Source organism: Massilia sp. GER05 (genome assembly GCF_052056005.1).
GTDB lineage: Bacteria > Pseudomonadota > Gammaproteobacteria > Burkholderiales > Burkholderiaceae_D > Telluria > Telluria orientalis.
The window spans coordinates 3,309,446-3,324,949 of sequence record NZ_CP178858.1; the positions used below are offsets into that span (position 1 = coordinate 3,309,446).

General features: G+C 69.1%; 10 protein-coding genes. 7 read left to right on the forward strand and 3 right to left on the reverse strand.

Annotation, left to right across the window (positions count from 1 at the left end):
- Positions 1 to 35: 35 nt before the first annotated feature.
- Entirely contained in the window at positions 36 to 3,911 is a 3,876-nt protein-coding gene (locus ACL58G_RS14925; protein ID WP_440967579.1) for an AAA family ATPase, read from the reverse strand.
- Positions 3,908 to 5,188 (reverse strand): exonuclease SbcCD subunit D C-terminal domain-containing protein, encoded by a 1,281-nt coding sequence (locus ACL58G_RS14930; RefSeq protein WP_440967581.1) that lies wholly within the window; start codon positions 5,186 to 5,188, stop codon positions 3,908 to 3,910. Before ACL58G_RS14930 ends, ACL58G_RS14925 begins: the two co-directional genes overlap by 4 nt.
- Before the next feature lie 136 nt (positions 5,189 to 5,324).
- Between ACL58G_RS14930 and ACL58G_RS14935 the strand changes: the two genes are divergently transcribed.
- The 6 genes from ACL58G_RS14935 (at position 5,325) to yiaA (ending at position 11,495) form a co-directional block, all read left to right on the forward strand.
- Positions 5,325 to 6,560, forward strand: a complete 1,236-nt coding sequence (locus ACL58G_RS14935; RefSeq protein WP_440967583.1) for a winged helix-turn-helix domain-containing protein — start codon at positions 5,325 to 5,327, stop codon at positions 6,558 to 6,560.
- A 233-nt stretch (positions 6,561 to 6,793) separates the two neighbouring features.
- Positions 6,794 to 7,390, forward strand: a complete 597-nt coding sequence (locus ACL58G_RS14940) for a hemerythrin domain-containing protein (RefSeq protein ID WP_413384695.1) — start codon at positions 6,794 to 6,796, stop codon at positions 7,388 to 7,390.
- Between the two features lie 116 nt (positions 7,391 to 7,506).
- Positions 7,507 to 10,152, forward strand: coding sequence for a DUF349 domain-containing protein (locus ACL58G_RS14945; RefSeq protein ID WP_440967585.1), 2,646 nt, complete (start codon positions 7,507 to 7,509; stop codon positions 10,150 to 10,152).
- Positions 10,153 to 10,160: 8 nt separating this feature from the next.
- The gene (gene moaE / locus ACL58G_RS14950; protein WP_371763041.1) at positions 10,161 to 10,619 is read left to right on the forward strand and encodes a molybdopterin synthase catalytic subunit MoaE; all 459 of its coding nucleotides are present in this window, start codon (positions 10,161 to 10,163) and stop codon (positions 10,617 to 10,619) included.
- Positions 10,604 to 10,987 (forward strand): fluoride efflux transporter CrcB, encoded by a 384-nt coding sequence (gene crcB, locus ACL58G_RS14955; protein WP_413384699.1) that lies wholly within the window; start codon positions 10,604 to 10,606, stop codon positions 10,985 to 10,987. Before moaE ends, crcB begins: the two co-directional genes overlap by 16 nt.
- Before the next feature lie 82 nt (positions 10,988 to 11,069).
- Positions 11,070 to 11,495 (forward strand): inner membrane protein YiaA, encoded by a 426-nt coding sequence (yiaA, locus tag ACL58G_RS14960; RefSeq protein ID WP_440967587.1) that lies wholly within the window; start codon positions 11,070 to 11,072, stop codon positions 11,493 to 11,495.
- A 4-nt stretch (positions 11,496 to 11,499) separates the two neighbouring features.
- Here yiaA and ACL58G_RS14965 read toward each other — a convergent pair whose 3' ends face one another.
- The gene (locus ACL58G_RS14965; protein WP_440967588.1) at positions 11,500 to 12,744 is read right to left on the reverse strand and encodes a voltage-gated chloride channel family protein; all 1,245 of its coding nucleotides are present in this window, start codon (positions 12,742 to 12,744) and stop codon (positions 11,500 to 11,502) included.
- Between the two features lie 119 nt (positions 12,745 to 12,863).
- Here ACL58G_RS14965 and clpB point away from each other — a divergent pair, with 119 nt between their 5' ends.
- Positions 12,864 to 15,488 carry an ATP-dependent chaperone ClpB gene (gene clpB / locus ACL58G_RS14970; protein WP_440967590.1) on the forward strand — a complete coding sequence of 875 codons (2,625 nt, stop codon included), beginning with the start codon at positions 12,864 to 12,866 and terminating at the stop codon, positions 15,486 to 15,488.
- The last annotated feature ends 16 nt before the right edge of the window (positions 15,489 to 15,504 follow it).

Genomic DNA, 15,504 nt, shown 5'->3' on the forward strand with positions numbered 1-15,504 from the left:
GAAAGTGAGCGATGAATCAATGGAAGGGGCGCATTTTAGCACTGCACGGTCACGGCACTGCTGCCCCCGCCGGCCGGCCGGACGAGCACCTTGGTGGCGATGCGTTCCGTCATTTCCTGCACGTGCGAGATGACGCCGACCTTGCGGCCCAGCGACTGCAGCGCGTCCAGTGCATCCATCGCGACGCCCAGCGTATCGCTGTCCAGGCTGCCGAATCCTTCGTCGATGAACAGCGATTCCACCTTGACGCGGTTCGACGACAGCGAGGCGAGGCCCAGCGCGAGCGCCAGCGACACGAGGAACGATTCGCCGCCGGACAGGGAGTTTACGGAGCGCACTTCGCCGCCCATGTCCTGGTCGCGCACCATCAGCGCCAGCGACGGACCGGCCGTGCTGACGACGCGCTCCAGGCGGTAACGCCTTGCCAGCTGGGCCAGGTGCGTGTTGGCATAGCCGAGTAGCACGTCGAGCGTGAATTGCTGGGCGTAGTTGCGGAATTTCTTGCCGTCCGCGGAGCCGATCAGGTCCGCCAGCTTGGCCCACCGGTCCTCGATGGCGCGCTGGCGCTCGATCTCGGCCATCATCGAGCGCGCACGCTCGCGCCGCTGCTCGTCCTCGCGGATGCGCATGGCGAGGCTGGCCGCCGCTTCGTGTGCGGCGTCCCGTTCGGTTTCGGCGCGGCGCAGGGCGGCGGCGACCGCGTCGGCGTCCTCGGCCTGCGCGGTTGCCTGCGCGGTTGCCTGCGCCGTCGCTTGTTCCATTGCGAGCGCGCCGTCCCCGGCCCGCGCGTCCGGCTGTTCGACGTCTGCCTGCGCCGGCGCCACGTCTTCGCGCAACCGCTCGTGCTGTTCGCGCTGCGCACGGCGTTCGGCCAGCACGGCCGTCGCCTGGCGCAGGGCCGCGTCCAGTTCCTGCAGGGCCGCGCGTTCCTGGGCGATCCAGCCCGCGCCGACCTGGAGCAGGGCAGCGAGCTGCTGTTCGTTGGCCACGCTTTCCAGCGCCGGGTCGCTGCCGTCGAATTCCTGGATCCAGTGTGCGAGCCGCTCGCCCGCATCGGCCAGCTCGCCCTGCAGGTCGGTGATGCGGCGCGCGGCCAGCGACTGCCCCTCGCGCACCCTTGCTTCCGCCTGCGCAGCCTGCAGGCTCGCGGCCTGGCAGGTATTCACGGCTTCGCGTGCCGCGTTCACGGCACCCGCGAGCTGTTGTTCGACATCGCGCGCGGCGCGGCCGTCGAACAGTTCCGCACGTTCGACGCGGCGCGCGGCCAAGTCCGCATCCAGGCGGGCAAATTCGGCCTCCGCCTCGACGAGGCGCCGGCCGGCATGTTCCACACGCGTGGCCAGCGCGGCGTGCTCGGCGTCGAGGGCCCCGATGGCGCCCTGCAGCCGCGCAAGGCGTGCCGCCTGGTCATTCCATTCGCGCGCCTCGTGGGCACGGGCCTGGCGCCAGCCGGCAGGGTCGCGCTGCCATTGACCCTGCCAGCCGTCGCCGCACGCTTCCGCCAGCACGGGGTCCAGTTCGGTGAGCAATTCGCCCAGCGTGGCCGCGGCTGCTTCGCGCCGCGCGGCCAGCGCGGCAATGTCGGCATCCAGGCGCGCCAGCGTGCCTTGCGCCGTCTGCGCCGCGTCGAGCAGGCGCGCGTGTTCGCGGTTGGCCTGGTCCCAGGCCTGCTGGGCGGCATCGCGCGCGAGTTCGGCGCGGCGCAGGTCGCCGTCGCGCGTCTCGAGTTCCGCGTACGCCTTGCGCAGCGCGGCCTGCTCGGCGGCCAGCCAGCGGCCGCGCGCGTCGGTGCCAGCATCGCTGTCCGGTGCGTCCGCCGCGAGCGGATTGTCGGCCCATTCCGCATCCAGCTGGGCGAGCGCGGCGGCGAGGTTGTCGCGTTCACGCGCCAGCGCCGCCAGCCGTTCGCCGGCAGCATCGTACGCGGCGCGCTGGCCAGCCTGCAGGTCGACGTTGGCGCGCTGTTCGGCGCGCCGCGCGGCCAGTTCGGCGGACAGCTCTTCCAGCACGGTATGCAGCCGGTCGTCCTGGTGCCGGTAGGGGTGTTCCGTGCCGCCGCACACGGGGCAGGCGTCGCCGTCCACGAGCGTGCCGCGCAGTTTTTCGACGCCGTCGGCGCACGCCAGCTGGGCCGTCTTCAGCATGCGCTCGGCCTGGGTGACGGCCGCGTCCAGCGCGCTACCCGCGGCGCGTGCGGCGTCGAGTCCTTCCTGGGCTTTCGCCCGCGCCTGGGTGGACTGGGTGGCCTGCGCATCGAGGTCGGCCAGGCGGCCGCGCTGCGTGCGCAGTGCCTGCCACGTGTGGTCGAGCGAGGCCAGGTGTTCGCGCCGCTTGTCGAGCGAGCGGCGTTCCGCGCGCAGGGCGTCGGCGTCGATGCCGTCCAGCGCCTCGGCCGCCTGCCGGCGCGCCGCCTCGCGCACGTCCAGCAGTTCGACGGACGCCGACAGCGCGTGCGCCGTGCGCTGCGCCATCGCGGCGGCCTGTTCGGCACCGGCGCGGGCGGCGCTCAAGGCTTGCGCGCTGGTGGCATCCTGGCGCGCGGCCTGCTCGGCCTGGGCCAGGCGCTGGTCCCAGCGCGTCCATTGCGTGCCGAGCAGTTCGCGGGTGCCGTGCGCGGCGAGCCAGACCGTCGTGTCGCGCAGCGCGCGCCGGCTCGCTTCCAGTTCCTCCGTCTTGGTCCGCAGGGCGGCCTGGGCCTGCGTCGACTCCGTGCGCACGCCGTCCTGCGCCGCGCGCGCCTTCGCGTGGGCGGGCGCGAGCGTGTCCAGCGTGGCGTCGAGGGCTTTCGCGCGGTCCAGCTGCGGCGCGGCCGCGCGCTGCGCGTCCTCGGCCGCCTCCAGCTTGCGTTCGGCCTCCATCAGGCCGCGCGCCGCCTGTTGCTGGGCATCGAGGGCACGTGCCAGTTCGTGTTCGCTGCCGGCCAGTTGGGCCTGCACCTGGCGCTGTTCGCCGGCCAGGCGGTTCAGGTCGGCGACGAGGGCGCGTGCCGGTTGCACGGCGTCCAGCGTGGCCAGCCGGCGCCGGCGGTCGGCAGCGGCGTCGGTCTCGGCCCGGGCCCGGGCCAGCGCGCCGTCCGCCTGGGTTTCGGCCGCACGCAGCCGGTCCAGTTCCTGGTACCAGCGCAGGTGACGTTCCAGCGCGGCGCGGCGTGTCTCGGCCGCCGTCAGCGCGGCCTGGGCGGCGGCATGGTCGGCGTCGAGCCCGGCGCGTGCGTCCGGGCCGAGCGGCGCCTGATCCTGCAGGCGCGCCGTCAGGCGGCGCATGGCTTCCTGCTCCACGCGCCAGCGCTCGAAGGCGCGGCGCGAGATGTCGCTGTAGACGGCGCTGCCCGTCAGCGTTTCCAGCAGTTCGCCGCGCTCGTTCTCGTCGGTACGAAGGAAGGCGGAAAACTCGTTCTGCGCCAGCAGCACGGAGCGCGTGAACTGTTCGAACGAGAGGCCGATGCGGCGCTCGATTTCGGCCAGCACCTCCGTCTTCGTGCCGCCCAGAGGTTGCAGGCCGGGCAGTTGTTGCAGGCTCATCGTGGACGGCTGCAGGGCGCCGGCCGCGCGGTTGCGCGAGCGCCGCACGCTCCAGCGTGCCCGGTAGCGCTGCTCGTCGTTGCCGACGAAGTCCACTTCGGCGAACGCGTCCGCCGTTCCGCGCCGCATCAGCGTGCGGCGGTCGGCGACGGACAGCGTTTCGTCGCCCACGTCGGGCAGGTAGTTGCCCACGCGCGGTCCCTTGATGAGGCGCGGCGTGGCGTCGTACAGCGCGAGGCACAAGGCGTCCAGCAGGGTGCTCTTGCCGGCGCCGGTGGGGCCGCTGATCGCGAACAGGCCGGACGAGACCAGCGGCTCGCTCTCGAAATCGACTTCGAATTCGCCGGCCAGCGAGGCCAGGTTCTTGCCGCCGATGCGCAGGATCTTCATGCGGCCTCCCGGTTCCTGGCGGTGCCATCCGTCGGCAGCAGCAGTTCCGTGAATGCGGCCAGCTGGTCGTCCGGCGCGTCCTCGCCGAAGCGCTGCTGCCACAGGCGGCGGAAGATGTCGTCCGGCTGCAGCTGGGCGAGCTGGTCGAGGCTCAGCGCGGGTTCCACGCCGGCCGTCGTGACCACGCGGCGCGTCGGTTCGATCTTCGCCAGGCGCACCGGCTTGCCTTCCAGTGCCGCCTCGACCTGCGCGCGCAGGCCCGGCTCGGGCGCGTCGAGCAGCACGCGCACTTCCACGTAGGGCCACACGTCGCGCGGCAGGTCCGGCAGGTCGAGAGCGACCAGTTCCGCGATCGCCTGCTTGACGGGCGCCGGGCTCGCCGGCACGCGCAGCAGTTCGACCGCGCGCGGCACGTGCAGAGGTTCGATGGCGGCGGCGCGCGGGCCGTCCAGGTCGATGCGCAGCACCTGGTGCCTATAGCCGACCTCGGCAAACGACAGGGGGAGGGGACTGCCGGAGTAGCGCAGGTGCTCCTGCTGGCCGACCCGCTGGGCCAGGTGCAGGTGGCCCAGCGCGGCGTAGGCGACGTCCGGGCCGAACATCGACGCAGGCAGGGCCTCGGTGCCGCCGATGACGATGCGCCGTTCGGAATCGGGTGACGCATTCCCGCCGACCATGTGGCAGTGGCCCATCGCGAGGATCGCCTGGCCCCCGGTGGCCCGGGCGCGGGCCAGGTCGTACGCCTGCTGGTAGAGCAGGCGGATGCCGGCCAGGTAGGCGTCGAACGCGTCGTCGCCCGGCGCCGCGCCGGCCACTGCGGCCACGCGCGGCACGTCGCCCGGCCGCAGGAACGGGATCGCGACGCACCAGGCTTTTACCGCACCGTCCTTGCCGGTCAGCGGCACGATGCAACGCTCCAGGTCGATGCTGCCTGCGGCGTCGCGCACGACGTGGCCCACGACGCGCGTGCCGTGCGCTTCCAGCAGCGGCCCCGGCGCCTCCAGCCGGCCCGGCGAGTCGTGGTTGCCGGCGATGATGACGATGTCCAGTTGCGGCGCGCGTGCCCGCGCCTGCTGCAGGAAGCGGTACAGCTGGCGCTGCGCTACGGCGGACGGGTTCGAGGTGTCGAACACGTCGCCCGCGATCAAGAGGGCGTCCGCTTCCTCGGCGACGATCGTGTCGAGCAGCCAGTCGAGGAAGCACTGGTGTTCGTAGGTCCGGTCGAAATTGTGCAGGGTCTGGCCGAGGTGCCAGTCCGATGTGTGCAGCAGCCGCATGGTCGTTAAGAAATCCGCAACAGGGGTTGAGCCAGGGCGCCAACTATATCGCATGCGACGAGATACTGTAAAAAAAACCAGTACTTTTTCGCGGCGACCTGTACAAATGTTGATGAGATGTCATTAGAATGCCGGGATGAATGAACCAATTTTGACTCCTGCTGTCGCTCGAAACCTGCACCTTGCGGCCCAGGGCATGCTGCAGGCGAAACGCGCCCGTGCCACCCAAGCCGATGTCCTGGCCGCGATCCGCCGCATGGGCGTGTTGCAGATCGACACCATCAGCGTCGTCGCGCGCAGCCCGTATCTCGTGTTGTGGAGTCGCGTGGGCGACTACGACCCGGACTGGCTCGACCAGTTGCTGGCCGAGGGCCGGCTGTTCGAGTACTGGGCCCACGAGGCGTGCTTCATTCCGATCGAGGATTATGGCCTGTACCGGCACCGGATGGTCGATCCGGGCTCGCTCGGCTGGAAATACGCGGGGACGTGGCTGGCGTCGCACCGGGAGGAGGTCGAGCGCGTGCTGGCGCATATCCGTACCAACGGGCCGGCCCGCTCGGCCGACTTCGGGCGCACGGACGGCAAGGCCGGCGGCTGGTGGGCATGGAAGCCGGAAAAGCGCGCGCTGGAAGTCCTGTTCACGACGGGGCGGCTGATGATTGCGCGCCGCCAGCAATTCCACCGCGTGTACGACCTGGCCGAGCGCGTGCTGCCCGGCTGGGACGATGCGCGCATGCCGTCGATCGACGCGACGCGGCGGCGGTTCGTGCTGGACGCCGTGCGTGCGCTGGGCGTGGCGAAGGCGGCCTGGATTCCGGACTATCACCGCACGAAGCCGCCGCACCTCGATCCGGCGCGGCTGGCCGACGAGGGTCTGCTGCTGCGCGCCCGCGTCGAGGGCTGGAAGGAGCCCGTGTACGTCCACCCCGACCATGCGGCGCTGCTCGGGCAGGCCGTCGATGGCGGGCTGCAGGCGACGCTCACCAGCGTGCTGTCGCCGTTCGATCCCATCGTCTGGGACCGCCGCCGCGCCCTCGACCTGTTCGGTTTCGACTACCGGCTGGAGTGCTACACGCCCGCCGAGAAACGGCGCTACGGCTATTTCACGCTCCCCTTGCTGCGGCGCGGGGCGCTCGTCGGCCGGGTGGATGCCAAGGCGCACCGCAAGAGCGGCGTGTTCGAGCTGAAATCCCTCGTGCTGGAGCCCGGGGTACGTAGCAGCGACCGGTTCGTGCGCGACCTGGCCGCGGCGTTCGCCCGCTGCGCGCGCTGGCACGGCTGTCCGCGGGTCGTGCTGGCGCACGCCGAGCCGGCCGCGCTCGCCGCGCCGCTGGCCGCCGCGCTGGGCCAGACGCTGGCGGCCGCGGCCTGATGCCGGGTGGCCGTTTGTGATAGATCAAACGGGTGCCAGCCCCGCCTCCTTACACTAGACCTTCCTTCAGGCCAAAAACCGACCAGAGGACGCCTCGCAATCCGAGACTCGCGATTCGAGAGTGCCCCGGGCCTGTCAACAACGCTCCCACGGACCTTGCATAGCGCCGCGCATGCCATGCGGCCGGGGAGCGGATTTGTCGAACTCACTTGTGAGAAAAAGGTGGAGACCGAATGCTGACATCGACTTATACCCTCGTCGCCCTGTCCGTCGAACAGACGACGGTGCGCGCGGCCCTGCAGTCGCTGCTCGACGAGCTGCGCGCGCTGCCGGGCGACTTCAGTACCCTGGCCGCCGGCCGGGCCGCACAATTGTGTACTGCACTGCGCCAGGTGTACGACAACTGTCATTGGCGCAAGCTCGACAAGTTCCTCGTGCCGGCCCTGCGTCGCAGCACCGCGGCGGCCGACAGGTTGCTGGAGGAGCTCGAACGGCTCAGTGGCCACGCGGCCAGCGCGATGGCCACGGCCGAGGCCAGCGTCGGCGCGGCGGACCGTCCGGTGCCGCGCGACGTGTTCTGCGGCGCCGTCGAGGGCTGCGTCGCGGCCTTGCGCTGCCGGCTGGAGCGCGAGGAACACGAGTTGTTCCCGTTGGCGCGCGCGGCGGTCGGCGGCGATGCGTGGTTCGCGATCGCGAACCAGATGCTCGCGCACGATGCGTACGCCCAGGAGCACCGCGCCGATCCGCGCCGCCTGCGTCATGAACTGGTCGGGCATGCCGGCCACGATGTGCATGGGCGACGGCATGCGACGTTGACCGCGGCCCACTGACAGTATCGATATTGTCAGTGGGAAATGATGAACGATAGCTCGCACGCGCCAGGCTGGTGTCACGAGGCCATCAGGGTTCTTTGCTATGATGGCGATTTTGGAAGTGCGATTTCATCATGTTCGAGTTCCTATTCAAGCGGCCGGGCGACAAGCCCGGCGACAAGCCGGCCGGGCAGGGAGGACAGGCGGAGGCGCAAGCGGAACCGTCCGCGTCCGCCGCCACGCATTCGTCCAACCATCAACGCGTGGCCCAGGCTGAAAAGCTGGGCCGCATCGGGGATGATGAAGCCGCCGCGGTGGAATTCATCCTCCAGTGCGAATTTTCCGAACTGCGGCTTGCTGCCGCCGAGTTCGTTCACAGCCCGGCGCTGATCGAGCGTGTGCACACCGCGATGCGCAATACCGATCGCCGCGTCGCCAAACTGATGCAGTCGCGCCTCGACGCGCACCGTCACCGCGAAGCCGAGCACCGGCGCGCACAGGCCGCCGTCGAGCAGGCCGAATCCCTCCTCAAGGATGCGTTGCTGACCCCGAACCACGTGGCCGAGCTGGACCGCAGATGGTCCGTGATCTCCGCGCCCGAACTCGATGCCACATTCCAGACCGCGCGCGCCGCGCTGGCCCAGCGCCTCGAAGCGCAGGTGGCCCTGCAGCGCGCCATGATCGACCGCGTGGCTGCCTTGCGCCAGTTGGGCGGCGCCGGCCTGTCGGCAGCGGAACTGGGGCAGCGTCTGGATGTGCTGGCGCAGGAACAGGACGAGGCCCTGCGTTCGCCCGAACACCCGTCGCTGCCGCGTGCCCTCGTCGCCGAATTCGCGGCCGGGATGGAGAAGCTGCGCGCCGGCTTGCAGGTGCAGGAAGCCGGCCAGGCCGCGCTCGCCGCGCGCGCCGCATTCATCGACGCCCAGCAGGCGAAGCCGGTTGCCGAGCTGAATGCGGAGACGCTACGACGTGAATGGAAAGCGCTGCCGCATCTGCCCCAGGACGAGCAGGCCGCCGAACTGCAGCGCCGCTTCGACGCCCTGCTGGCCACGGTGCCGCAGCCCGAGCCACGCAAGCCGAAGGAGCCGCGCGAGCCCAGGCCGGCGCAGGAAGGCGCCGTAAAAGCCCCCGCCAGGGAGGGCACGAAGGACAACAGGCCGCGCGGTGCGGACCAGCATTTCATCGATACGATGGATGCGATGGAAGCCGCCCTGCAACAGGGCTCGCTGGGCGCCGCCGCCGACCACGACAAGACGCTGAAGGACGCGCGCGAAAAGGGCATGCGCCTGACGCCCGCGCAATCCGACCGCCTGGCCCACCTGCGGGCCGAGCTCAAGCGCCTGTCCGACTGGGCGCGCTGGGGCGGCAACGTGTCGCGCGAGGAACTCATCAAGACAGTCGAGGCCTTGCCCACGCAAAACCTGGCGATGAGCGAGCTGGCCAAGAAGGTCGGCAGCATGCGCGACCGCTGGAAGGCGCTCGACAGCCTGTCCGGCGCCGCGCCGAAGAGCCTGTGGGAGCGGTTCGACGCCGCCTGCACGACCGCCTACGCGCCGGCCGCTGCCCACTTCCGCCACCTGGCCGACGAGCGCCATGCGAACGCGGCACGCGGCCAGGCGCTCGTCGAGGAAGCGCAAGCCGAGATCGCGCGCCTGCGCGAGGGCAGCGTCGAGTGGAAGCACGTGGCGGGCACGGTGCAGCGGCTGCGTCTCGCGTGGAGCCACCTGGGCGCCATCGACCGCAAGGAAAAGAAGCGCCTGGACGCCTTGTTTGCCGATGCGCTGAACGTGCTGCAGGGGCCGCTCGAAGAGCAGCGCAAGGCCGAGATGGCCGAGCGCGAAGCCATCATCGAGGAAGCCACCGCCATCGATCCGCACGACCGCCACGCGATCGACACGATGCGCGCCCTGCAGCAGCGCTGGCAGGATCATGCACGCTCGCTGCCGCTCGAACGCAAGAGCGAGCAGGCGCTGTGGCAGCGCTTCCGCGCCGTATGCGACGACGTATTCCAGCGCCGCAAGGAAACGATGCACGAGGCCGACATCGAGCGCCGCGCCCACGAGGCCGCCAAGGAAGCCATCAGCGCGCGCCTGGAAGCGGCGGCGGACGGCGTCACGCCGGCCACGGTCGGCAAGCTGCTGCGCGAGGCGCAGGCGGAATGGCAGGCGATCGGCCCCGTGCCGCGCGCGCATGAAGCCCGCGTGGAAAAACGTTATCACGCGGCCGTGGCGCTCGTGCAGCAGCATGCGGACCAGGCTCGCCGCGCCGCCGGCGTCGCCCAGGCGGGCATGCTGCGCGACAAGCTGAGGCTCGTTCAGGAACTGGAGCAGGCCGTCGCGGCGGACAACGCCGGCGACACCGATTGGGAGGCACGCTGGTCCGGCTTGACGCCCCTGGACGCCGACATGGAACGCACGTTGCGTACCCGTTTCGACGCCGCGCTGGCCGCGCTGCGCGGGAGCGCGGAACAGAGGGCCGCGTATGGCCACAAGCTGGAAGACAATCGCGGCAAGCTCCTGCACGAACTGCTGCGCCAGGAAATCGGCGCCGGCATCGACAGCGGCCCGGAGTTCGCGCGCGAGCGGTTGAAGCTCCAGGTCGAGGTGTTGCAATCGTCATTGAAATCAGGACAAAGCGCGGGACAGGGCAACGGCCGCGGCGCCCAGGGCGGCGCGACGGCGCAGCTGCGCGACCTGTGCGCGCTGGCGGCGCTCGCCGATGCGCGTACGGCGTCCCGGCTCGAGCAGCTCGCGCTGCGTGTGGCCAAGGAGGGCAAGTGAAGAAGGATGTGACGGAAGTCCGCGTCGAGGCCGCGGATTTCGACGTGAGCGCGGAAATCGCGCGCCTGCGCGCGGGCGATGCGCGCGTGGGGGCCGTCGTCAGTTTCGTCGGCACGGTGCGCGACATGAACGACGGCGACAATGTGGCCGAACTCGAGCTGGAACATTATCCGGGCATGACGGAGCGTGCGCTGCACGACATCGTGGAGCAGGCGCGGGCGCGCTGGCCGCTGTATGGCGTCCTCGTGATCCATCGCATCGGGCCGATGCGGCCGCTGGACCAGATCGTCCTCGTCGCCTGCACGTCCGCGCACCGCGGCGAAGCGTTCGCCGCGTGCGAATTCATCATGGACTACCTCAAGACCGACGCCCCGTTCTGGAAGAAGGAGCAGACGCCGAACGGTGCGCGCTGGGTCGATGCGCGCGTGACGGACGACACGGCCCGGGCCAAGTGGGCCAGCCGCTGAGCTGGATCGCGGTCGCCGTAGGCGCGGCCCTCGGAGCCTGGCTGCGCTGGGGCCTGACCATCTTCCTCGGCCAGCTGCATGCCCACATCCAGCTGGGGACGCTCGTCGCCAACCTCGTCGGCGGCTACCTGATCGGGCTGGCGCTGGGCTTCTTCGACGCCATGCCGGCCCTGTCCCCGGCCTGGCGTTTGTTCGTCATCACGGGCTTCCTCGGAGGCCTGACCACGTTTTCCAGCTTTTCCGGCGAAGCCATGGTGCTGCTGCAGCGGGGCCATTACGCCTGGGCGCTGGCCCATTCGGCGGTGCACCTGCTGGGGTCGATCGGCTGCTGCGTCGCAGGATATGCGACCTGGCGTGCCATCGCATGATACCGGCGCGTCATTCGCTTGCGCGCAATGCGTGAGAACTGCAATCTGGCAATGTCTTAATTTTCACTGACCGGAGAACAGCATGACCAAGCAATCATTTGCACGCCCGAGCCCCGCCTTCGTCGGCGCATCCTGGGGCGCGATGATCGTCGGCATCCTTGCCTACCTCATCGGTTTATGGAATGCGCAGATGCAGCTCAATGAAAAGGGCTATTACCTGACGATCCTGCTGTACGGCTGCTTTGCCGCCGTGTCGCTGCAAAAGACGGTGCGCGACCGCGCCGAGGGCCTGCCGGTGACAGGGATGTACGTCGGCTTGTGCTGGACCTCGCTGATGGCCGCCGTTGTGCTGCTGGCGGTCGGCCTCTGGAATGCGACGCTGATGCTCAGCGAAAAGGGTTTTTATGCCATGTCGTTCGTGCTGACCCTGTTCGCCATCATCGCCGTGCAAAAGAACGTGCGCGACCTGGCCGCGGCGGGCGACGCGCCCGAAGCGCAGCAGGCTTGATTCATCACGACTTGCCGGGCTTGGCGTGGCCGATGCGCTGGGCCCGGTAAATCCCCGTGTGGCCGGAAAACAGATAGGCCAGCACGCACCCGACGGCCGCATACACCCCCACCTCCGCGCCGAACAATTCGATGGCCATCAGGGTCGACGCGATCGGCGTGTTGGCAGCGCCGGCGAACACGGCCACGAAGCCGACGCCCGCCAGCAGCGAGAAGGGCAGGTGCAGCAGCGGCGCCAGCGCATTGCCGAGCGTGGCGCCGATGTAGAACAGCGGCGTCACTTCTCCGCCCTTGAAGCCGCTGCCCAGCGACGCGACCGTGAACACCAGCTTGCCGGCGAAGTCCCACGGCGCCAGCGGCTCGGTGAATGCGGCCTGGATGGTCGGGATGCCGAGGCCGATGTAGCGGTCCGCGCCAAACGCCAGCACGGCGGCCGCGACGACGCTGCCGCCCAGCAGCGGCCGCAACGGACCGTAAGTCACGCGCCGCTTCATCCAGCCCGACAGCGCGTGCGTGCAATCCGCGAACAGTTTTCCAGCAAGACCGAACAGCGCCCCCGCGATCGCGACGGCCGCCAGCGGCCACAGGCCCAGTGCCGGTACGGACGCGATGGCGTAATGCGTGTGGTGGATGCCCAGCGCATGGCCCCACAGCAGGCAGACCTGGTCGCCGGCGATGGCGGCCGCCAGGCAGGCGAGCAGGGCGTCGTAGCGCAGGCGGCCGATCGCGAGCACTTCCAGGCCGAAGATCGCGCCCGCCAGCGGCGTGCCGAACACGGAGGCGAAGCCCGCGCTGATGCCGGCCATCAGCACGATCCTCCGGTCTTCCACCTGTAGCTTGAATGCATGGGTGAGCTGGTCGGCGAGCGCGCCGCCCATCTGCACGGCCGTGCCCTCGCGCCCGACCGAGGCGCCGAACAAATGCGAGACGACGGTGCCGCCCAGCACGAGCGGCGCCATGCGCAGCGGAATCACTTTCTTCGGGTCGTGGATCTCGTCGATGAGCAGGTTATTGCCGGCCTCGACCGAGCTGCCGAAACGCAGGTACAGCCAGCCGACGGCGAACCCGGCCAGCGGCAGCGGCGCGATCAGCCAGCGGTGGGCGTTGCGCGTCCCGGTCGCCAGTTCGAGTGCGAACAGGAAGAAGGCGGAGGCAGACCCGGACAGCAGCCCGACGGCGAGGGCGAGCAGCAGCCATTTCCCCATGTAGGGCAGCAGGCGGCGTTGCTCCGTCAAGAATGAATGTTCCATGCCGGACATTTTATCTCAGCACGATTTGCCGGCCCCAGCCGCGTGTTCGCATCTTGAAAAGTCGCTACGGCATCCCTAACTAGATGTCAATCCAAAATCCAACCCACGGGGATCAAAACATGCGACAAGACAAATTGACGACCAAGCTCCAGGAAGCGCTCGCCGACGCGCAGAGCCTGGCGGTCGGCAACGACAACCAGTACATCGAACCCGTCCACCTGCTCGCCGCGCTGCTGGGCCAGAGCGACGGCGGCGCGCGCTCGCTGCTGCAGCGGGCCGGCGTCAACGTCGGCAGCCTGCAGACGGCGCTGCGCTCCGCGTTCGACCGCCTGCCGAAAGTGCACGGCACGGGCGGCGACGTGCAGGTCGGCCGCGAGCTCGTCTCGCTGCTGAACCTGGCCGACCGCGAATCGCAGAAACGCGGCGACCAGTTCCTGTCGAGCGAGATGGTGCTGCTCGCCTTTACGGACGACAAGTCCGAAGCCGGCCGCCTCGCCCGCGAAAACGGCCTTGCCCGCAAGGCGCTCGAATCCGCGATCCAGGCCGTGCGCGGCGGCGAATCCGTCAACTCCCAGGACGCGGAAGGCCAGCGCGAAGCGCTCAAGAAATACACGCTCGACCTGACGGAGCGGGCCCGCAACGGCAAGCTCGACCCGGTGATCGGCCGCGACGACGAGATCCGCCGTGCCATCCAGGTGCTGCAGCGCCGTACCAAGAACAATCCGGTGCTGATCGGCGAACCCGGCGTCGGCAAGACCGCGATCGTGGAAGGTCTGGCGCAGCGCATCGTCAACGGCGAAGTGCCCGATTCGCTGAAGGGCAAGCGCGTGCTGTCGCTCGACATGGCCGCGCTGCTCGCGGGCGCCAAGTTCCGCGGCGAATTCGAGGAACGCCTGAAAGCCGTGCTGAAGGAACTCGCGCAGGACGAGGGCATGACGATCGTCTTCATCGACGAGATCCACACGATGGTCGGCGCCGGCAAGGCCGAAGGCGCGATGGACGCGGGCAATATGCTGAAGCCGGCGCTGGCGCGCGGCGAGCTGCACTGCATCGGCGCGACTACGCTGGACGAGTACCGCAAGTACGTCGAGAAGGATGCCGCGCTGGAGCGCCGCTTCCAGAAGATCATCGTCGACGAGCCGAGCGTGGAAGCGACCATCGCCATCCTGCGCGGCCTGCAGGAAAAGTACGAACTGCACCACAAGGTGGAGATCACGGACCCGGCGATCATCGCGGCGGCCGAGCTGTCGCACCGCTACATCACCGACCGCTTCCTGCCGGACAAGGCCATCGACCTGATCGACGAGGCCGCCTCGAAGATCAAGATCGAGATCGACTCGAAGCCGGAAGTGATGGACAAGCTCGACCGTCGCCTGATCCAGCTGAAGATCGAGCGCGAAGCCGTCAAGAAGGAAACGGACGAGGCCTCGCAGCGCCGCCTGGAATTGATCAACGAAGAGATCGTCCGGCTGGAGCGCGAGTACGCCGACTACGAGGAAATCCTCACGTCCGAGAAGGCTGCCGTGCAGGGTACGACGCACATCAAGGAAGAGATCGAGCGCATCCGACTGCAGATGGATGAAGCGAAGCGCCAGAGCAATTGGCAGAAGGTGTCGGAGCTGCAGTACGGCCGCCTGCCGGAGCTCGAGAAACAGTTGAAGGATGCGGAAGCCGCCAGCCATCAACCGGACGGCGCCGACAAGGAAGCGAACACGCGGCCGCGCCTGCTGCGCACGCAGGTCGGTGCCGAGGAAATCGCGGAAGTCGTGTCGCGCGCGACCGGCATCCCCGTCGCCCGCATGATGCAGGGCGAGCGCGACAAGCTGTTGCACATCGAAGAGAAGCTGCATGAGCGCGTCGTGGGCCAGGACGAGGCGATCGAGGCCGTGTCCGATGCGATCCGCCGCTCGCGTGCGGGTCTCGCGGATCCGAACCGGCCGTACGGCTCGTTCATGTTCCTCGGTCCGACGGGCGTCGGCAAAACGGAATTGTGCAAGGCGCTGGCGAACTTCCTGTTCGATACGGAAGACGCCTTGATCCGTATCGACATGAGCGAGTTCATGGAGAAGCATTCCGTGGCCCGCCTGATCGGCGCGCCGCCGGGCTATGTCGGCTACGAGGAGGGCGGCTACCTGACGGAAGCCGTGCGCCGCAAGCCGTACAGCGTGATCCTGCTGGACGAGATCGAGAAGGCGCATCCGGACGTGTTCAACGTCCTGCTGCAGGTGCTCGACGACGGCCGCATGACGGACGGCCAGGGCCGCACGGTGGACTTCAAGAACACCGTGATCGTGATGACGTCCAACCTGGGTTCGCACAAGATCCAGTCGATGGATTCCGACGATCCGGCCGTCGTGAAGCTGGCGGTGATGGCCGAGGTGCGCGGCCACTTCCGCCCCGAGTTCATCAACCGGATCGACGAGATCGTCGTGTTCCATGCGCTCGACGAGAAGAACATCGGCGCGATCGCGAAGATCCAGCTGAAGAACCTGGAACAGCGCCTCGAGAAGATGGAAATGGCGCTCGACATCAGCGAGGAGGCTTTGCAGAAGATCGCGGAAGCGGGCTTCGATCCGGTGTATGGCGCGCGTCCGCTCAAGCGCGCGATCCAGCAGCAGATCGAGAATCCGCTGTCGAAGGAAATCCTGGCGGGCCGCTTCGGACCGAAGGATACGATCCGCGTCGGCGTGCGCGGCGGCCAGCTGGTGTTCGGCGAGGAACCGGCCGTCGATCTGGCGAAGTAATCTGTTCGTGGCTATG